Annotated in this window: 18 protein-coding genes, 2 pseudogenes and 1 other annotated feature; of the genes and pseudogenes, 19 read left to right on the forward strand and 1 reads right to left on the reverse strand. The window is 36.5% G+C overall.

All coding sequences use genetic code 11. The features are described 5' to 3' along the window. Positions 1-7: 7 nt before the first annotated feature. The 18 genes and pseudogenes from hemC (at position 8) to V4T18_RS04940 (ending at position 17,417) form a co-directional block, all read left to right on the forward strand. Entirely contained in the window at positions 8-937 is a 930-nt protein-coding gene (gene hemC / locus V4T18_RS04855; RefSeq protein ID WP_332647108.1) for a hydroxymethylbilane synthase, read from the forward strand. Then, positions 930-1,673 carry a uroporphyrinogen-III synthase gene (locus V4T18_RS04860; RefSeq protein ID WP_332647110.1) on the forward strand — a complete coding sequence of 248 codons (744 nt, stop codon included), beginning with the start codon at positions 930-932 and terminating at the stop codon, positions 1,671-1,673. Before hemC ends, V4T18_RS04860 begins: the two co-directional genes overlap by 8 nt. Then, entirely contained in the window at positions 1,670-2,650 is a 981-nt protein-coding gene (hemB, locus tag V4T18_RS04865; protein ID WP_332647113.1) for a porphobilinogen synthase, read from the forward strand. The genes V4T18_RS04860 and hemB overlap by 4 nt, the downstream gene beginning before the upstream one ends. Before the next feature lies 1 nt (position 2,651). After that, the gene (hemL, locus tag V4T18_RS04870; protein ID WP_332647116.1) at positions 2,652-3,941 is read left to right on the forward strand and encodes a glutamate-1-semialdehyde 2,1-aminomutase; all 1,290 of its coding nucleotides are present in this window, start codon (positions 2,652-2,654) and stop codon (positions 3,939-3,941) included. Between the two features lie 111 nt (positions 3,942-4,052). Next, positions 4,053-4,964: a tyrosine-type recombinase/integrase gene (locus tag V4T18_RS04875; protein WP_332647118.1), complete on the forward strand. Its 912-nt coding sequence runs from the start codon at positions 4,053-4,055 to the stop codon at positions 4,962-4,964. 138 nt (positions 4,965-5,102) lie between these two features. Next, positions 5,103-5,246: pseudogene (locus V4T18_RS04880) on the forward strand (tyrosine-type recombinase/integrase); the annotation flags it as partial. A gap of 73 nt (positions 5,247-5,319) precedes the next feature. Then, positions 5,320-5,850 carry a hypothetical protein gene (locus V4T18_RS04885; protein WP_332647121.1) on the forward strand — a complete coding sequence of 177 codons (531 nt, stop codon included), beginning with the start codon at positions 5,320-5,322 and terminating at the stop codon, positions 5,848-5,850. A gap of 29 nt (positions 5,851-5,879) precedes the next feature. Then, positions 5,880-6,659: a hypothetical protein gene (locus V4T18_RS04890; RefSeq protein ID WP_332647122.1), complete on the forward strand. Its 780-nt coding sequence runs from the start codon at positions 5,880-5,882 to the stop codon at positions 6,657-6,659. 172 nt (positions 6,660-6,831) lie between these two features. Beyond that, a complete protein-coding gene (locus tag V4T18_RS04895) occupies positions 6,832-8,022 on the forward strand; it encodes a hypothetical protein (RefSeq protein ID WP_332647124.1) in 1,191 nt (396 codons plus the stop codon). A gap of 606 nt (positions 8,023-8,628) precedes the next feature. Further along, a complete protein-coding gene (locus tag V4T18_RS04900) occupies positions 8,629-8,823 on the forward strand; it encodes a hypothetical protein (RefSeq protein WP_332647126.1) in 195 nt (64 codons plus the stop codon). 1,006 nt (positions 8,824-9,829) lie between these two features. Continuing rightward, positions 9,830-10,702: a tyrosine-type recombinase/integrase gene (locus V4T18_RS04905; protein WP_332647128.1), complete on the forward strand. Its 873-nt coding sequence runs from the start codon at positions 9,830-9,832 to the stop codon at positions 10,700-10,702. 62 nt (positions 10,703-10,764) lie between these two features. After that, positions 10,765-11,514 (forward strand): hypothetical protein, encoded by a 750-nt coding sequence (locus V4T18_RS04910; RefSeq protein ID WP_332647131.1) that lies wholly within the window; start codon positions 10,765-10,767, stop codon positions 11,512-11,514. A 574-nt stretch (positions 11,515-12,088) separates the two neighbouring features. After that, a complete protein-coding gene (locus V4T18_RS04915) occupies positions 12,089-12,613 on the forward strand; it encodes a hypothetical protein (RefSeq protein WP_332647134.1) in 525 nt (174 codons plus the stop codon). Continuing rightward, on the forward strand, positions 12,591-13,736 hold the full coding sequence (locus tag V4T18_RS04920) for a BRCT domain-containing protein (RefSeq protein WP_332647137.1): 1,146 nt from the start codon (positions 12,591-12,593) through the stop codon (positions 13,734-13,736). Before V4T18_RS04915 ends, V4T18_RS04920 begins: the two co-directional genes overlap by 23 nt. Continuing rightward, positions 13,724-14,605 carry an AbiTii domain-containing protein gene (locus tag V4T18_RS04925; RefSeq protein WP_332647140.1) on the forward strand — a complete coding sequence of 294 codons (882 nt, stop codon included), beginning with the start codon at positions 13,724-13,726 and terminating at the stop codon, positions 14,603-14,605. Before V4T18_RS04920 ends, V4T18_RS04925 begins: the two co-directional genes overlap by 13 nt. A gap of 182 nt (positions 14,606-14,787) precedes the next feature. Beyond that, on the forward strand, positions 14,788-15,651 hold the full coding sequence (locus tag V4T18_RS04930; protein WP_332647141.1) for a DUF5677 domain-containing protein: 864 nt from the start codon (positions 14,788-14,790) through the stop codon (positions 15,649-15,651). A gap of 789 nt (positions 15,652-16,440) precedes the next feature. Further along, positions 16,441-16,653, forward strand: a pseudogene (locus tag V4T18_RS04935) (aspartate aminotransferase family protein); the annotation flags it as partial. A gap of 125 nt (positions 16,654-16,778) precedes the next feature. Then, positions 16,779-17,417, forward strand: coding sequence for a hypothetical protein (locus V4T18_RS04940; RefSeq protein WP_332647144.1), 639 nt, complete (start codon positions 16,779-16,781; stop codon positions 17,415-17,417). On the opposite strand, the gene V4T18_RS04945 is transcribed toward V4T18_RS04940, so the two are convergent. Next, a complete protein-coding gene (locus V4T18_RS04945; protein ID WP_332647146.1) occupies positions 17,397-17,588 on the reverse strand; it encodes a hypothetical protein in 192 nt (63 codons plus the stop codon). The genes V4T18_RS04940 and V4T18_RS04945 overlap by 21 nt on opposite strands. A gap of 185 nt (positions 17,589-17,773) precedes the next feature. Beyond that, positions 17,774-18,000: a binding site (T-box leader), on the forward strand. A 47-nt stretch (positions 18,001-18,047) separates the two neighbouring features. Here V4T18_RS04945 and V4T18_RS04950 point away from each other — a divergent pair. Next, complete coding sequence (locus V4T18_RS04950) at positions 18,048-20,699, forward strand: valine--tRNA ligase (protein WP_332647148.1); 2,652 nt, start codon at positions 18,048-18,050, stop codon at positions 20,697-20,699. Positions 20,700-20,718: the final 19 nt, after the last annotated feature.

Here is a 20,718-nt window from a genome sequence, read left to right on the forward strand (position 1 = left end):
GATTATTTTGAGAAAAATTATTGTAGGTTCAAGAAAGAGTAAACTCGCTTTAACACAAACAAACTGGTTTATTAATGAGCTAAAGGCTGCAGGTGTTCCGTTTGAGTTTGAAATTAAGGAGATTGTTACAAAAGGGGATCGTATTTTAGATGTCCAACTTTCAAAAGTAGGAGGGAAAGGTCTCTTTGTAAAAGAAATTGAGCAAGCCTTATACGATAAAGAAATCGATTTTGCTGTCCATTCTATGAAGGATATGCCTGCTGTTTTACCGGCAGGCTTGGTTATCGGTTGTATTCCGCCACGTGAGGATGCACGAGATGCTTTTATTTCGAAAGGGCATGTCAAATTTGCGGATTTACCGAAAGGAGCAGTAGTTGGTACAAGCTCGCTTCGTCGTAGTGCACAGCTCCTAACGCTTCGTCCAGATTTAGAAATTAAATGGATTCGTGGAAATGTAGATACACGTTTAGCTAAGCTAGAAACGGAAGAATATGATGCGATTATTCTAGCCGCTGCTGGACTAAAACGTCTTGGCTGGAGTGCGGATGTTGTGACGGAATATTTAGATATTGATGTGTGTTTACCTGCTGTTGCACAAGGCTCTTTAGGGATTGAATGTCGTGGCGACGATGAGGAGCTACTAGCTCAACTCGCAAAGTTAACAGATGAAAACACTTGGAGAACTGCACATGCTGAACGTTCGTTTTTGGCGGCAATGGATGGTGGCTGTCAAGTCCCAATCGCTGGATATGCGAATGTTAATGGTGAAAAGATTACGTTAACGGGCTTAGTAGCGGCCCCTGATGCATCGGTTATTTATAAAGAAACGATTACAGGTACGAATGCAGATGAAGTGGGCAAAGAAGTAGCCAAGCTTTTAACTGCTCAAGGTGCATATGATTTAATTCAAAAAGTGAAGGCTGAGGAACATGCCTAAGCCACTAGCAGGTAAAACGATTTTTCTAACTGGGACACAAAAGATCCAAACGATTGCGGAGCAGGTAGAGGAGTACGGAGGAAAGGTATTGGCCTTTCCACTCATCACGATACAAGAGAGAATCTCATGGGATGATGAGGAAAGAATTTGTAACAGTGCAAAGTATGACTGGCTAATTTTTACTAGTCAAAATGCAGTGGAGCATTATATGAACAAGCTACGGCGTGCAAATCTATCGCCATCAGCAATTTCATGTAAAATCGCTGCAGTTGGTATCAAAACAGCGAAGGCACTTCAGGATGAAGGGTTCGATATAGATTTTATGCCAACAATCTTTAGTGCAGATAGATTTGTTCAAGAATTCCCTGGTAATGCAGTAGATGTACACTGCCTATTTTTACGAGGCTCACTAGCTAAAAGTACAATTCGAGATGCGCTTCTCTGTGATGAATGGACAGTATATGAAACGGTTGAAACAACAGAACATGTTGGAGCACTCGCCGAAAGTTTATTGCAGGAAAAGGAGCCAGTTGTTATTTTTGCTAGTCCATCAGCTGTTAGAATATACGCAAAGTACATAGTACCGGACTTGCATTGGCGTTATGTAACAGTAGCATCAATCGGTCATATTACAACAGCTGTATTAAAAGAATACGGTGCAAGAGTAGATGTGCAGCCTAGTGTTTATACAATGCAAGCTGTAATTGAAAGATTAATTGGAGGAGTTTCATCGTGACAGAATTATATTTTCAACGTCATCGTCGCCTACGTCATAACGCTGGCATACGTTCAATGGTAAAGGAAACATACTTACACAAGGAAGATTTAATTTATCCAATTTTCGTTGCAGAGGGCGAAAATGTTAAAAACGAAGTACAGTCAATGCCTGGTGTTTTCCAGTTCTCATTAGATTATCTAGGAACAGAAATCGATGAGGTTGTTGCTTTAGGTATACCGTCAGTAATACTATTCGGTTTACCAGCTGAAAAGGATGCAGTGGGCTCTGGTGCCTATCACGATCACGGGATTATTCAAAAGGCAACACGTTTTATTAAAGAACGTTATCCGAATTTAATTGTTATTGCAGATACTTGTCTTTGTGAATATACAGATCATGGTCACTGTGGTGTTGTAGAAGGCAATCAGATTTTAAATGATCCATCGTTAAATCTATTAGCACAAACAGCGATTTCACAAGCTGAGGCAGGTGCGGATATTATTGCACCTTCTAATATGATGGACGGCTTTGTTGCTGCTATTCGAGCAGGACTAGATGCTGCTGGCTTTGAACATATTCCGATTATGCCTTATGCCGTTAAATATGCATCTGGCTATTATGGACCATTCCGTGAGGCGGCGGACGGGGCACCGAAGTTTGGTGATCGTAAAACATATCAAATGGACCCATCCAATCGTATGGAAGCTATTCGTGAAGCAACATCAGATGTAGAAGAGGGTGCTGATTTCTTAATCGTGAAGCCAGCTCTTGCATATTTAGATATTATTCGCGATGTGAAAAATAATTTTCCATTACCGATTGTAGCGTACAATGTTTCTGGTGAATATGCGATGGTTAAGGCAGCTGCTATAAACGGATGGATTGATGAAAAATCTGTTGTTATGGAAACATTGCTTGGAATGAAACGTGCGGGATCGGATTTAATTATTACGTACCATGCAAAAGATGTGGCACGTTGGTTAGGGGAGAAATAATATGCGTTCATATGAAAAATCTAAACAAGCTTTCGCTGAAGCGGTAAATAGGATGCCAGGTGGTGTAAATAGCCCTGTTCGTGCATTCAAATCTGTTAATATGGATCCGATTTTTATGGAATCAGGCCACGGCGCTATCGTGAAAGACATTGATGGTAATGATTATATTGACTACGTGTTATCGTGGGGACCACTAATTTTAGGTCATACGCATCCAGAGGTTGTGGAAGCAATTGCTAAACAAGCTGCAAAAGGATCATCTTTCGGAGCACCAACCCTATCGGAAAACAAATTAGCCGAGCTAGTGATGGATCGTTTACCATCCATTGAACTGATTCGTTTCGTATCAAGCGGTACAGAAGCGACTATGTCTGCACTTCGTGTAGCGCGCGGTTATACAGGTCGCAATAAAATATTGAAATTCGAGGGCTCCTACCATGGGCATGGGGATTCTCTTTTAATTAAAGCGGGTTCTGGTGTTGCAACGCTAGGTCTTCCAGATAGCCCAGGTGTACCTGAGGATATTGCGAAAAATACGTTAACGGTTGCGTATAATGATTTAGAATCAGCCAAGCTTGTTTTTGAAAAATTTGGTGATGATTTAGCCGCTGTTATTTTAGAGCCAGTTGCAGGGAATATGGGTGTTGTTCCACCGCAGCCAGGTTTCCTAGAAGGCCTGCGTAAATTAACAGAGGACAATGGTACCGTGTTAATTTTTGATGAGGTAATGACTGGATTCCGTGTAGATTACGGCTGTGCACAAGGTTACTTTGGCATTACGCCAGACCTAACTTGCCTAGGTAAAGTTATTGGTGGCGGCTTACCAGTAGGTGCATTTGGTGGGAAACGTGAGATTATGGAGCGTGTTGCACCAGCAGGACCGATTTATCAGGCGGGTACTCTATCAGGAAACCCACTTGCAATGACTGCTGGCTATGAAACATTATCACGCTTAGACCGCGATTCTTATGAGTACTTTAAAAAGCTAGGAGATCAACTTGAGGCTGGCTTCCGTGAAGCTGCAACGAAATACAATATTCCACATACAGTAAATCGTGCAGGCTCAATGATTGGCTTCTTCTTCACGAATGAAGATGTTATTGATTTTGAATCAGCGAAAACGTCTGATTTAGAGTTATTTGCCGAGTACTTTAAACTAATGGCTGAAGAGGGGATTTTCCTTCCACCATCTCAATTCGAAGGAATGTTTATTTCGACAGCTCATACAGAAGAGCATATTGCTAAAACAGTACAAGCATTCCACACAGTATTTGCAAAATTAGCACGTTAAAGTGATAGCGAAAATACGTTCTTTTTATGAAGTAGTGTAATTCTCAATCAATTAACAAATTAGTAACCACTTCTTATCAATTCTAAAATTTGATAAGAGGTGGTTTTTTGTATGCTTTTAAAATTTGCTTATGAGGACTTTATTGCAGATAGACGATTTAATAACACATCTAAGGCAAATGTGCAAAATTATAAGTATTTACTCTATCCATTTATTGAATATTGCCTTGAAAAGGGTGTAATTAATGTTGAGGACGTAACTCATGTACATTTGCGTGATTATCTTATGCAATGCCAAGAGAAAGGTAATAAACCTAATACAATCAACTCAATCATTTTGCGTATAAGAGCCTTTTACAACTATTTAGTTGATGAAAAAGTAGTAAATGAAAGTATTACCAAAAAAGTTAAATTGCAAAAAACAGACGTTAAAATTGATGTTTTTACGGATGAACAGATTTATCAAATGCTCGCTTATTATCGCAGCTTGCGGAGGAGAGACTTATCTTACTCTAGTTACCGTGGGTATATGCTTATACTATTATTACTTGGAACAGGAATACGCAAAAAAGAGGTTATCATGTTGAAATGGTCTGATATTGATTTTAAAAATTTGACCATGAATGTATATGGTAAGAACCGTAGATATGAAACGGTCTTCTTGACTGAAAAATTAGTAAAAGAATTAAGCATTTATCGTTCATTTTGCATCCAACATTTTGGACATGACAATGAGTATGTCTTTCTCAATCGTGATAACACACCAATGACTTCAAACTCTATTACGCTAGTGTTCAGAAACTTAAAAGATAAGATGAATTTTAAAGATGTAAGAGTAAGCCCTCATACGTTTAGGCATACTTTCTGTCACAGACTTGCAATGAGTGGCACGTCAGTATTTGCTATCCAAAAGTTAATGCGTCATAGCGACATTTCAACAACAATGCGCTATGTTGCTATGTGGGGTAACGAGTTAAAAAAAGAAAATGATAAGCATAATCCATTAAACGATTTAGACGTATAGGGATGGGGGAGTACGTGACAGCACGTAGAGCGATAATTTAAATGATAGCTTCAGCTGTCTATGTCATAGAATCAGATTAATTGATTCTATGGTGTAAGCAGTCATTATTGCACCAAGCAGTTGTCGATGCTTGATGCAAATATCAATGCTCATGCAATTAGGAGAGCCTATGCTAAGAACCTACACAACAATGGAGCTAGTGTAGCTTTAATCAGTAAAGCTCTGGGACATTCAGATTTAGACGTAGAGGAAGTAGCAAAGGATTTGAGGGAGTTTCTTTAGATTGACTTTCAAAAAACTTTGTATTAATATTTAATACAATAAGTATTATTTTTTAATACGAGGAGGTTTAGTTATGGAAAGTATCCCAAAAACTATTAGCTTTAGGACAGATGAAATAACGACACAAAAAATGGAGAAAATTAAAGAGCGTGTTTTCGAAGGTAGAGAAGTAAGTAATGCTTTAATACTCAGAACAGCAGTAGATTTTCTTTATGACAATTATGGGAAAGGTCTATCTGATACAGAAGATGTTTTTGAAGTAGTAAAAGCTTATGTCATAACTACTTTCTTGAAGCAAGATGACTATAATTCAGGTGAACTAGAGAAATTCTTGGGCGAACTAGAACAAGTTTATGAGGAGTTGCTTCAAGAAGAAACAGAAGAAATAGCCAAGTTGTATGATATGGAAAATCCAATTGCAGTTGCTCAATTAATTAGGTTTAAAAGTAGAGAATTACCTGTAACATTTTTGAGAATAATGGAAGTAGTAGAGAATGAATATAAACACTTATCGGATGATGAATTAGCGACATTACTATTAAATAAATTCTCTAATGAGGATTTTAAATTGAAGGCAAGTGAATTGTTCTTTATGGAGTTTTAGTTCTCAAAAAATGAAGGGATGGATAGATTATGCGTTATGATGAGAAGTACAATCGTTTTTTTAAAGATGAAAGTGCATTGCATTCTTTTAATTGCTTACCAACTGAACATACTACTCAACAAAATCATATCAAGTTACTAACAATGTTATTTGAGCAATGTCTAGTTGAAGGTAATATCTATAACCAAGAAGAAGAGTTTTTTGAAATAATAAAAAAACATCTTGTTATTCATATAGTAGCATTACCCACAGGAAATGTAGCTTTCTACAAAGAGGACAAAAAAAGTGGAGAGATGACAAGTTATGGGATGAGATATTATCCAGAGGCTATTTATGATGCCCTTAATAGCTTTGGTCTTTTTAAAAAAGGAAATATATTTGAAACATTTATTTATGAGAGAGATTTGCAAAGAGAAAGTGAAAGACTGAATAGTAATGAAGAATATGCTCCTTTAGCAGAAGAGTATTTTCCTATTGAACAACGAGAGCTTTTGTACTCTGAGTTTAATAAAGGGAAAACTAACATTTATTCTAGCTTTGAATTAGACATGAAAAAGGTAATGGAACAAAAAAGTGCAATTATCCAAGCATTAAAATATTATAAATCAAATGATTTAATAAATAGTTATTCACTCGAAAAGACTAGGTTTATAATTGATGCTCCTAGATATATAATTAATTTACTTATCACCCACTATGGAGATGTACTGTACTATACATTCGGTAAGAAAAGTGGAATGAACACCAACTATAATAATACAGGTAGTGTATCTGCTACTTTGAATATTCTGGATAAATATGTAGGCTAATATTTGATTTCTCCTTTTAGCTTAGTTTTAGGCATTTACAGCAAATAATAAGGGACTAATGAATCTCTTGTGCCTAGTGAATTAGCGAGCAAATCAATTACTAATATAAAGAAAGACTATTAGTAGTTGAACATCTCGAAAAATGACTATTAGCTAAAAGGAGCAGATTAAATTGGAATTAACAACATTAGAAGCTATTCAATATTGTATTGATGAAGGTATTGAGGGAGCAGAGAAAAGGTTACAAAGCTATGAACGAAGAGGGAGAATTGATAATTTAAGTGTTCTAGAAGCTTTGATAAAAGACCTCCTTACAATTCATGTAACTTGTGAACTAAAAAAAGATGAAGAAGGCGAGAATTTAAAAGGTAAAAAGCGTAGATTCATTTTAGGTGAGAAACGTAGTGAACGAGCAGACCGTTTAGATGGTCGGAGAAGCAATGGGGCTAACAGAGAAGGAGACAGAAATCTTCTTGACGAACATATCTTTAGAACAATTGTCATGCTAGAACCAAAATACTGGAATTATGAAAAAGATACTGTTGAAATCACAACAACAGAGCTTATTCAACATTATGCTATGATAAATCCAAATGAAATTGAGCATAAAAAAATATTGAAAATAATCCATGATAACATTTTTGGTGAATCGAAGCTAGTCTACGCACATCAAATCACTGAGTATATTCGAGCTTATATTCGAGATACGAATCGTAACATTTTAACAAGTTCTCTTAATGCACTTGAGAAAAGCGACAGAATAATATTATCATTTCGTTACTTTGTTGCTGACAAAACAGGAAACAATGAAGTTGATGAATTTGGTTATACTGCTATGAAGGCACAAATAGAGTCTGAAATAGATGACTTCAATTATAGAAATAATACTAGATACACATTGAACGCCTATCAGAAGATGAGAGCCAAAGAAAAGCGTTTTCTCAAGGAAAAAGAAAGAGATTTTTTGGAGCATATGGAAAAGAAATGTGACATTCTTGTCTATAAGAAAAATGTTATTCGTATTCTTAATAAAGAGAGTGTTAAAGTTCCACCAAAATTGTCTACACAGGTCTATTCAGATATTCTTTTGAAGCGTGTAAAAGCGCATTATATTGAAGTTTCATCAACATTGGATGGTAGTTTTTTTGAGCGATATAGGAGCTTCATCCTTGCAAAAGTGATTGAAGGTTATGATGTGGCGCTTCCTGATTGGTGTTTGGATTATTTTAAAAGATATTCGAGTGGATTTGGTCAAGTAACTTTTCATGAAGACTTACTTTCAGAAGAAGAAAAAAGAGCAATAGGTTTAATCTCAATCTCTCCTTATAGCGAAGAGGAACTTGAAGTACAGATGCCATTTTAAAGATAATTAGCACATCACAATGACGTGGTGTGCTTTTTCTATACCGCCTTCTTAAAACAGCTCTCAGAGGAATCGAGAATCAACTAGGTGCATACTTGGTTGCATGGATTGTTCTCATAGGTCATAGGTCAGTTCTAATGGTGTAAGGTCTAAAAGAAAAGCATTGCTGTTACCAAACAGCGAGACGAGCAGGTCAAAGTTGTTTAGAAGTTTTATGAACAATAAAGCGCAGCTATTCGTGGGAAAATATCAATAAAACGATTTGTTCGATTGATAAGCTAAATAGTCACAATATATAAGGGGAAATGTATCATCATCTAAAGCGTGTGAGTGGGACAGACATTTTCATAGAGAACTTAGAGTTTTAACGATAGCTGATATGATTGGGGATAAGTTGTAATTACATTAAACAACTATTAAGGAAGCACCACATTGTGGATACCTGTTCTGCGTACAGTGCCAACGCAATCGAGATGAGCAGCGATTGACCGTTTGTTCGATTCTCGATGCGTGTGAGAGTGTTTTAGAAGCCCTGCTGTTCCTCTAGACTTAGATTCAATAGCTATTCTATTGCTCATGCGGTCATTCAAAGCTATACAGCGTGATATGAATAAGATTAATGAATATAACAAGCGTAAGAGCAAGAACAAGCTACTAACTGAAATCAAGCGTGTAGCAAAGCTCAACAGGTTTAACTTTGAGTTAGCTTACAACACTAATCGTAGCAACTTCTTAGAAGCGTTTATCGTGCTTGTGAGCTTAGATAGTAGAGTAGAGACATTATTTACACAAGTTGTATGATTGGTGTTGCAGGGCTAGGGCTGTCCATTAGCCTGTGAGAGAATAACGAAAGGACTTGTATACATGAAGTCTAATCTTGCAGGCAAGTCCTGTTTCTCTTCAACTAAAGAGTCCATTAATAGAACGATATTTTTACACATAGTCCTAATTTAAATAAATTTGAGAATATTAAGTATGGTAAATATAGCCGCAACGAAGGCGGTAAACTGAACAATGACTATAGGAAGTTTAAATAAAAAACTTTTTTTAGACGAGAACAAATTCCTCAAAATTTTAACAGCTCCTACTGTTGTTCCATAGGTACCGAAAAAAAGTAAAAAAATAGTGATTAAGTTAACCCACCATATAGGGAAAAAATAATAAATAGTTGCCCAAACAATTAATAGACCTAAACCTATCCCTAATTCCTCAAAACCAAGTTTGACTGTTTGGTCTCCTAACTTATTTAACTCGATTCCAAGACCAATTATTCCTATAAATAAAGATACTATGGTTAATAAATACGAAAGAATCATGGAACCAGTATAGTAGGGGTTAAAATAAAGTAATCCTCCTATAATAAAAAAAGTAATCGAAACTGCAATTCCTTGTTGTATATCCTCGACCTTGGATTCAACACTCTTTGTTTTAGAAATAAAATCCCTCCTTTGTTAACTGCCTAGACTGGACTATCATACTATTGTTTACTCTACTATCTGGCTTGTTAGTTGAATGACTGAATAATTGGTCGTTCTGTATAGTGTAGCATATTCACAAATATTGGTGTAAGGAAGAGGTATCCATCTCATACGAGATGGACTTTTTTAATTGTGTGGTACCTCAACTTTTGAGTTAAGGCAATAGAATGTATAACCCTAATAGCTGTGGCGTTATTGTTGTATTTTACTGCCAAAATATTTTTGAAGAAGATGCTAGAAATGCTCTTCAAATATTGAAAATGTTGCTTTTCATAACTTTATAATTCATACTAAAATTAGATAAAAATTACAGACAGGTTGTGAAGTACATGGAACAAAAAGTAATTAACTTTAACCAAGCAATCAAGAAACATGAAGTTAATGAAGCGGTACAAGAGCAAATAGATAAAAAGACTAAAATGTATGAGAGTGACTTCAAGCGATTTCAAAGGTATGCAGAACAAGAAGGCTTAGAATTGTCCTTTGAAACACTTGAAGCATATTTGCTACATACAGTTAAAATAGGTCTTAAACTAAATACCTTTAATCGTAGGTCAGCAAGTGTTAAACACTTCTTAGTCAATGAACTCGGTCAAGTGGAAACAGAGGACAACAACAAGAACGTAGCGTTATTGCGTCAGAAATACAATGATATTCAGTTTGCAGAACAGAAGCAAGTAAGTGGTCAAGTAGCGCAACCTAAAGATGAGGTTGTGGCTATGATTGATAAACTTGATACAAGAGGCAAAGCAATTGCCTTGTTCAATTTGATAACTGCTTGTAGACCTTCTGAAATGATTGCTATCCAATTGAAGCATATTGACCTAAAGAATCGTTCAGTAAATGTTTACTTGAAGAAGCAGAAGGAATGGCATACAAAGCGATTAACGCTAGAGGTTGTCAATGCTATCAAGGATTATATCAACGCTTATGGATTAGATTCCGATAGTTACCTAGTAGGAAAAGTGGACAAGCACAACAACTATACAAATGCACAGGTATCGGATATTGCCTATAGGAAATCAATTCACAAGTGGTTGGGCTTTGCACCTTACACTTTACGCAAAACACAAGTTTCAGCAATGCATGAAGCAGGGGCAGACCTTGCGACAATAGCTAAACAAAGTGGTCACAAGAACCTTGAAACAATCAATAAACACTACCTATCTGTTAATGATAGAACGATTGATAAGTACCTTTAATAATAAAAGGTATCGAACTAAAGTACATTTAGAAGTGGTTCAAGGACAAGGAGGAAACTATCTTGAAAAGGAAAAAGTGGGTAAGTAATGAAGTTCTTAATTGGTATAGTTATTCGGATAGTGCGAGAATACTCGATAAAGACAAAGGCGAGAGAGCATATGCTATTTGGGAACATTCGAAACAGCTTATAGAAAATAATGAATCAGATTTTCATTTAGCTGATGGAATTACAAATTTAAAAAGGGCGCTAAATCACCGATTGAATACTATTGAAGAAATCTATTGTTTTAAGGCAATCAAGATTAAAAACAAACCAAAAGGATATATGGAAATGCTGGAGATTTTAGGTATTGTTAGACCTTTCCTTATGAAACAATTGCTTGTTATTAGAAATGATATTGAACATAGGGATAATAAACCACCTTCTAAAGAGAGATGCTTAGAATTATTAGATGTAATTTGGTATTTTCTGAAATCCACTGATTTTATTGTTCAAATTGAAAGATATAATATTGTATTTGATGAGGATAAAGAGAGGGATGATTCAAGTTGGTTTACATTAGAATACATATATCAAAAAGATATTTTCATTATTAGAGGTAAGATACCTCCTGAATTTGTATACGAAGAGCCTTTAGAAAACACTTTTGGAGTAGTCTTAGGGCTTATTGATGGTGTAGATGATAGATGGGTTTCTAAAGTGTATAGTAAAGAGCCTATTGATTTATTACCTAATGAAATTATAGGGGAAGCCAAATTTGAGGATTCAAATAAAGTTTCACTAATTCAAGATATTTTATTTAACTATTGATAAATCATTCTTTTAAATAAGTTAAAGTAGGGAGGGGCATACAGAAATTGATATGCTCCTTTTGTGTGTTTATTAGGGGGAGCTTGAAATAGCGAAGGTTACGGATAGGAGATTTAGTGAAAAAAGAGCGGTTTATTGGGATTTTGAATCAGCTCATTCAAAATTGAAAATACAGGTAAAATCATCGTTTTATTTGTGATACAGAGTGATAGGAGACTTGTCAGAAGGGCGTAGTGGCGTAGCTAGCTCTTAGAAGTCGAGTTGATACAATTTGAACAGTGGAGGTAGGAAGCTTGTCACAGAGCTATTTCAAGAGCTACATGGCAATTCTCAGGTAGGGAGTATTTTCCGATATTTTGATGATGTTGAGTGAAGAATCTTGGCTACCAGCAACACGCACACCAAAAGGGAAAAGAAGCGACACGAGAACAACCTTGTGAAGTTGAGGCGCATTGGAATCATTGATGATGAAATTAAAAATATAATGGAAGGTTTTATACTTTAGAAGAAATTCGCATGAGTGTAACCTTCGATAATTAGGGGGTATAAACTACATGTTTATATCCTTTTTTTTATGGAAAATGTTATAGTTAATTTACAAATATTTCTTGGTGGTGATATGGGAATGGGAATGTTACAGGATAGAATCAATGAATTGGATAGTGCTATTGTGAATGTTGTAGGTGATTTGGTTAATACTATGGGGTTTTATCATACTGATAGATTAATGTCTTACCTAGAAGAAGGAAAGAAGAATTGGAGTTCAACAGGTAGGTATCCTTTTGAAGAGTTAGAGTTCCATAACATTAAAACAAATGCAACAATCATCTTGCAACAAGATGGAGTTGAAACTACTCGATATAAATATATAAAAGTTAAAAATGGAAGTTTGATGTATGAAAATCGGCAAAATAAGTCAGGGAAAGCTACAGCGGTATATGAGATTAGGAAAGAAGTGTTTAGTTCAACGTGGAATTTAAGATTTGCTGATAATTCGCTAGTGTTTGAAACATGGAAGGATATGCAGAATCATGTATTGACTACTTATCATTATGACATTGGAGAGGAGTTATCAGATGGAGAGAAAGTTACTTCTTGATATTGAAACAGGTGGCTTCCAAGTAGAGGATGAAATCTTTGAGGTAGCAGTTTTAGCAATTGAGAATGGTGAAATAGTGGCTTCACTTCACTTAGGGGAAATTGAAGATGAAAATGAGATTCACCAAGGCATGGGAGCAGGTTATGCGTGTATTAGTGAAAATGAACACTATATCTCCAAATTTCAAAGCTTTGTTACAAAGTATCCTTATCCCTTTATAGCTCATAATGCTTCATTCGATAGAAAATTCTTAGTTCATTTTGGTTGGATAAGTGAAGAAGCTACTTTCTATGATTCAGTAAGAGCGATTAAAAGAGAATGTCCATATCTATTTGGTTATTCACTTGAATACTTGGTGAACTACTTTGGTATAGAAAGAGGTAATGCTCATACAGCAATAGATGATGTACATGTATTGTTTAAGGTATTAGAAGCAGCTCAACCTAATCATTGGTTGCCTTTATATAAAGCATCACCTAAAGCGTTTAAATCTTCAGCTAAGAGTTTCTTAGAAAGAGGATTAGAGCTAAAAGGTGAATCAGAAGCGTTTAAAGGAAAGCACCTTGTATTCACAGGAGCTTCACAGTTCCCAAGAGTATTAATGCAAGAAATAGCAGTTGCCTGTGGAGCAACAGTTGGTAATAGCGTAAACAAGAAAACAGACTATCTAATTTGTGGAGAAAAAGTAGGGGGTAGTAAAATTAACAAAGCAATAGAGCTAGATGTGCCAATGTATGATGATAGTTGGTTTATTGATATTGTTTTTCAGGATTTAGCAATTGAGGAATCTGAGCATAAGCCTATGGAGCTTCCTAGCACTTCTGAGATAGCGCAGTATTCACCGAAGCAATATCCATACAAGATGCTTAGTGAATTTGAAGGTAAGAGAGTGAATATATCTCGCCTGAAGTTACGTGTACAAAGCATTGTCAGTGAGTTACTTGAAAAAATGGGAGCAATAGTTGTCGCAAGCCCAAGTGCAAAAAAAGTAGATTACATGATTTATACAGACAATGGTGAGTACAAGTTATTAGAGCAGTCTGAGGAGTTAGGGATTATTGCTATTCCTGCTTCAAAGTTTAATCGAATGGTCTTGGAAGGTGAACCTGTATGGAATCATTAGTATTAGAGTTGCAAAGAGACGCATTAAAAGGAAAAGGAACAATTGCAGAGTTGGTACGAAAAACTTATGCATTGGCTAGAAAATTACAACTTCATGATTTAGCAGAATGGGCAAAGAATGAACTAAATGGTTACATAGATGAAGAGTCAACTCCTGAATATAGAAGGGTCTATGGTCACTTAAGAGCTTTTAATCCTTATAGAGGATATATACCTGTCTTAGCACCTGAATTAGAGGGAATAGAAAATAGGATTATGCCCATACCTATTGCCGAAATAGAAGAGTTATTCAATAGTAACAGCAAAGATATAATCTATACTTTAATACCTGAATATCAGTTGGAATTAATGAAGCTAAGTGGAAAATCCTGTGAAATTTCGATACATGTGCCCAAAAGCGAGTTTGGTAAAATCATTGACTATATTAGGAATAATATTTTAGATTGGACGCTAACCTTAGAAGAAAAAGGGGTGGTTGGTAAGAATATGACTTTTAATGAGATGGAAAAAGAAAGAGCTGTTGAATCGCTTTCAATAACAAATAATATTGGTGTAATGGTTAACTCTCAGTTACAACAAAGTAGTAATAACTCACCGCAAACTATATCTGTCGGTGAATTTAAAGTTGAGAGTTTGAAAGAAATAATTGACCAAGGGAAAGCTTTAATAGAAGGATTAGCAGATGATAACACCAAGGCAGAGCTGAAATCAGAGTTAACAGTTTTAGAAGCACAAATGATTTCGCCAAATCCAAAGAAAACTATTATAAAAGAAAGTCTAGCTTCAATTAGAAATATTGCAGAAGGTGCTACAGGAAGTGTATTAGTAAATCTTGTACCTAAACTAGTAGAAGTCTTAGCGACGTTGTAAATAAAATCAATTTTAAAACTGTACCCAACCAACAGGTCACAAGAGTATCTCACGAGCCATAACAAGCCCTATAAGCAAGCGGAATGAGATTGATGAAGAATTTTATAACTCATTTATGTGACAATGCTTTACACAGAGCCATTAAGAGAGTCAAAAGATAAAATTCTGGAGGGTAAGAGAAATTGGAGATACATTTAGAGGATTTTCAGCAAAAACTTAGGGAGTATGCAAAGCTTAATGAACAAATAATTTTTCTTGAAGGTGTAGCAGAAGTAATTGCAGCAAACTTAAATGGGCAACAAACTCATGATGATGATTACAGAAAAGATTACTTAATGTTTTGTTTAACCAAATTCACTAAAACCTTAAATTCTATTTTAGTCCTACTTGAAAAGAATTTGAATGAAGATGCTTTAATACTGACACGAAGTAACTATGAAGTGGTAATTCATGCTAAAGCTTTAGTAAATGATAGAGAGATGATTAAACACTTTATTGAATATAAATTAGGCTTAGAGAAAGAAAGGAATTATAGATTTGCAAAAGATAAAAATGGAAGGATATTGTCAAATAAAATTATAGACAAAAGGTTTCCTGATAGGACAATTCGATATATTAGTAGCATAAAAGAAATAGCTATTAAAGCAGGAGAGAAGTCTTCGTATAGGCATATCTATAGATTTTTGTGTGAACAAACTCATTGTAACCTTCTTACCTCAGGGTATTATCGAGAAGGAGTTTATTATAGTGTTGATAATGGTACTGAAGGGGCTAAATTAAATGTTATATTGTTTAATGTTGGTTTGTGCTTAAAACTATATAATGCTTGTCTAGATAGTGATTTATTAGGAGAAGATTTTGAAGAAATAGAAGACATTCTTTGTTCAATTTTAATGAATGATAAGCTAATGTTGCAAGAATGGTTTGAAATTGAAGAACAAAGAGTTAGAAATCTAATTGATGAAGCTAGTTTAGTAGAGCTTAAATCAATAAATGAGTATATAAAGGTAGTTGAGAATAGTAAGTGGGCTTTAATTAAAGACTAATAAATTCATTATTTTAAGCGAACATATGCAAGGATGCCATAAGGTTAATGTAAGGTTAGAGAATGGCTTGTGAGCGTTCCTGTAAAGCCAACTGAGCAAATGGGTGAAGTGAGTTCCAATGAGCTTACAGTGCAAGCTCAGACGTTAGGGGAACAGTTGGATATGGGTAGCAAAGAAGCGGGATAAATTAGGTGTTTATCTCGATTTTATTTTGAGATTAGCTTTGGTATAAGATTTAATAACTGATTTGAGTTGTAGGTCAAGTAAGTCGCATAGGCTATCAGTGGAGCTGTAGGAACGTCTGTGAGCCTTCCTGTGAGTGAGGTTGATTCATTCTGTATTGGTACTGTGAACGCTTGTGGTGCTTGTTCTGAACAGATGGTAGGGGCATGGTTTCCGATATTGAGGTGGGGTGTCTTACTATATAAAGGTGACCTCTAACAGCCACACGAATTGAGGTTGTTAACGAAACGATTCCATTTGATAACCAATTGATATACAATGGAATTAGTAAGGTCTTTGAACCAAGTTCGTAAATATGTAGTACTCCCTAGTGGAGAGAATCATTTAATATCATCGAATAATGTTACATGTAAAGAGAGCTAAATGGTTCTCTTTTTTTATATGCAATTTTAAAACTACTTCTCAAGAAGTAACCATTAATGTATACTTGAAATTAATAGAATTGGATAAGAAGTAGTAATTATAAGTTAATTGAATACATAAACACTATTATAGCGAAGAATAATGCCCATTTAGAGAGAACAAGGTAAACACATCTTCTTTAGTTTCTTCACGAATGAAGATGTTATTGATTTTGAAACAGCAAAATCATCAGACCTAGAGTTATTTGCAGAGTACTTTAAATTAATGGCTGAAGAGGGAATTTTCCTTCCTCCTTCACAATTTGAAGGGTTGTTTATTTCGACAGCGCATACAGTAGACCATATCGCAAAAACAGTTCAAGCGTTCCACAATGTATTTGAAAAGTTAGCACGATAACATAAAAAGGCTAATCCCAAAAATGGGTTAGCCTTTTTTTCGGAAAGGACAATAGGATAGATGTCGAGACTCTTTTCAGTCATATCATCGCCTTCTCTGCATAAAGTATAGGCAGGAGGGATAACATGACAAGAGATTCTTCAGAAGTTAAGTTTGATTTTCTATTTCCGTTTGTGGAACAGGAGATTCATGGAATTACGGATGTTAAAATTACGCCACAATGGGAATATGTCGAGGGGTTCAATAAAGTCATTGGGGTATATCATATTGCAGCGCTTGTACAATTTAATGAGGGACCAAAAGGGGTGCACCATACTTCGGATTCTGTGGTAGCTATTGAGCATGTTGATATTCAAGAGGATATAGGTTATTTTGAATATGCTTTACCGTTAGAATTTAATATAGCTCATGTACCTGATGAGGTTAATATTGCAGTAGATCATCTCGAAATCGCTGTAAACCAAGGTAGCAGCGTATCGATGAAATGGCAGGCAATGCTCGATGTAACGCCTCCAGGGGATGAGCAGCCTATAGTAGAGGCGCCAGGAAGTGTAGCTGAAGTACAAAATGCCCATACTGTTCAGGATGTTAAAGAAGTAGCAGATGAGATCGAAGTAGCACAAGTAACCGCCCTCGCCGATGCTGCGCCAGAAACTGAACCAGTGCAGGAAGTGTTCGACGAAAAAAGCTCGTCTAACTATAATGAATTCTTTTTTGAGGACTTAAAAGAGAATTATAATCTATTAAATATAGTCCGTCGTTAATAAATAAGTGATTACAGCTAAAAATAACAATAAAAATATATCACCTGTAGTCGGTACGAAGATTGTACGAATCGCTTGAAAAACAGTAATTGGGATGATGATTTTTTTACAATAAAACCTTATTTTACGCAGCCAGGGCGGCAATAAGTAAGGGTTGTATTTTCTTCTCATTAGGAACATCCTTTCTGTTTATTTTGACTATCCTTTCTAGAGGATAGTCATTTTTTCGTGAAAAAGAGTAGATGCCTTAAGATAGTATATTCGACAATGTGTAATTACGACACAAAATGATAAAATGGGCTATTGCCTGCTTGAAACTTATTGAAAAATTGATTACAATAAAGTACATCTAAATATTTTATGCGTAGATTAGGAAGAGTAAAATGTAAGTGATGCAAAGAGAGGAAACGGTAGCTGAAAAGTTTCTGCATTAACACATTTGAACGTAGCCTAGGAGCAGCCTTTATGAACTAAGAGTAGTAAAGTGCCGGTTAAACACCGTTAACGAATCGAGAGCTGGGTGAGGTTTTGCCCAGAATAAAGGTGGTACCGCGAAAACTCTATACACTCCTTCGTCCTTTTTATAGGCGATAGGAGTGTTTTTTTAATTTTTAAAAGGAGGAATTCAATATGACAGAACAACAAGATTTAACAATGCCAACAAAGTATGATCCTCAAGGCACTGAAGCTGGTCGCTATGAATGGTGGCTGGAAGGAAAATTTTTCGAAGCACAGCCTGATAGTGGGAAGGAGCCATACTCAATCGTTATTCCACCACCGAACGTAACAGGAAAGCTTCACCTTGGGCATGCGTGGGATACGACGCTACAAGACATCATCATTCGTATGAAACGTATGCAAGGCTATGATGCGCTGTGGTTACCTGGTATGGACCATGCAGGGATCGCAACTCAAGCAAAAGTAGAAGAAAAATTGCGCGGGGAAGGCATGACACGCTATGACCTTGGCCGTGAGAAATTTTTAGAAAAAACATGGGAATGGAAAGATGAATATGCTTCTCATATTCGTCAACAATGGTCAAAGCTTGGCTTAGCTCTAGACTATTCTCGTGAACGCTTCACATTAGATGAAGGCTTATCCCATGCGGTTAAGGAAGTTTTCGTAAAGCTATATGAAAAAGGCTTAATTTATCGCGGAGAACGTATTATTAACTGGGACCCAGCGGCAAAAACAGCCCTTTCAGATATCGAAGTAATCCATAAAGAAGTAGAAGGCGCATTCTACCATATGGAATATCCGCTTAAGGATGGATCAGGAAAATTACGTGTCGCAACAACACGTCCAGAAACAATGCTAGGCGACTCTGGAGTAGCTGTTCACCCAGAGGATGAGCGCTACAAGCATTTAATCGGTAAAACAGTAATCCTACCAATCGTAGGTCGTGAAATTCCGATCGTAGCAGATGATTATGTTGATAAGGAATTCGGTACAGGTGTTGTAAAAATGACGCCAGCACATGACCCGAACGACTTTGAAGTTGGTAACCGCCATAATTTAGAGCGTATTCTTGTAATGAATGAAGACGGAACAATGAACGAGCTAGCTGGTAAGTATAACGGTATGGACCGCTTCGAGTGCCGTAAGCAAATCGTAAAGGACTTACAGGAAGCAGGTGTGTTAGTTGAGATTGAGCCACATACACATCAAGTAGGTCACTCTGAGCGCTCTGGTGCAGTAGTAGAGCCTTACCTTTCAGCGCAATGGTTCGTAAAAATGGGACCTCTAGCTCAGCAGGCGCTTGCAATGCAAGAAAACGAAGAGGAAAAGGTAAACTTTGTACCAGCTCGCTTTGAAAACACTTATAACCGCTGGATGGAAAATATTCATGACTGGTGTATTTCTCGTCAATTATGGTGGGGTCACCAAATCCCAGCCTGGTACCATAACGAAACTGGAGAAATTTACGTAGGTAAGGACGCTCCAGCTGACGCTGAAAACTGGACACAGGATGAAGACGTACTAGATACTTGGTTCTCATCTGCGCTATGGCCGTTTTCGACAATGGGCTGGCCAGATGAGGCGAACGAGGAATTTAAACGCTACTACCCAACAAATACATTAGTAACGGGCTATGATATTATCTTCTTCTGGGTAAGTCGTATGATTTTCCAAGGAAAAGAGTTCACAGGTGAACGTCCATTCAAAGACGTATTAATTCACGGCTTAGTACGTGATGCTGAAGGTCGTAAAATGTCAAAATCACTAGGTAACGGTGTAGATCCGATGGAAGTGATCGAGCAATACGGTGCTGACTCGCTACGTTACTTCCTAGCAACAGGTTCATCACCAGGTCAAGATTTACGTTATACAACGGAAAAAGTAGAATCTACTTGGAACTTTATAAATAAAATTTGGAATGCTTCTCGCTTTGCTTTAATGAATATGGAAGGCTTAAAGTTTCAGGAAATCGATTTAACAGGTGAGTTATCTGTAGCAGATAAATGGATCCTATCTCGTTTAAATAACACGATTGAACGTGTAACAGCTCTTTCAGATAAATATGAGTTCGGTGAAGTTGGTCGTGAGCTATATAACTTCATTTGGGATGATTTCTGTTCTTGGTATATCGAAATGGCGAAATTACCGCTATACGGCGAGGATGAGACTGCGAAGAAAACAACGCGCTCAGTACTTGCTTACGTACTTGATAACACAATGCGTCTATTACACCCATTCATGCCATTCGTTACGGAAGAAATTTGGCAGCACCTTCCACACGAAGGCGAGTCTATTACAGTAGCTCCTTGGCCACAGGTTCGTCCAGAATTTAACTTTGAGGCGGAAGCAGGTCAAATGAAGCTTCTAGTAGACATTATTCGTTCAGTACGTAATATTCGTGCAGAAGTAAATACGCCGATGAGTAAAAAGGTTCCTTTATACATCTCAGCGAAGGATGCGGAAACTGCTGCGGTGCTTGAAACGAATAAAGCATATATCGAAAAATTCTGTAACCCAGAAGAGCTTGAAATTGGTGTAGGAATTACTGCACCTGGTCAAACGATGTCAGCTGTCGTTTCAGGTGCAGAGCTATTCCTTCCACTTGCAGGGTTAATTAATGTGGAAGAAGAAATTGCTCGTCTTGAAAAAGAGCTTGAGAAGTGGGCGAAGGAAGTAAAATTAGTAACTGGTAAGCTTTCAAATGAAAAGTTCGTTTCAAAAGCACCAGAAGCATTAGTAGCAGCTGAACGCGAAAAACTTGCAGACTACGAAGAAAAGCATGCAACCGTTGAAAAACGCTTAGCAGAGCTGCAAAATATGTAAGAGTGAAATAGGCTGTCTC

The sequence above is a fragment of the Lysinibacillus sp. 54212 genome, from assembly GCF_036662795.1.
GTDB lineage: Bacteria > Bacillota > Bacilli > Bacillales_A > Planococcaceae > Lysinibacillus_B.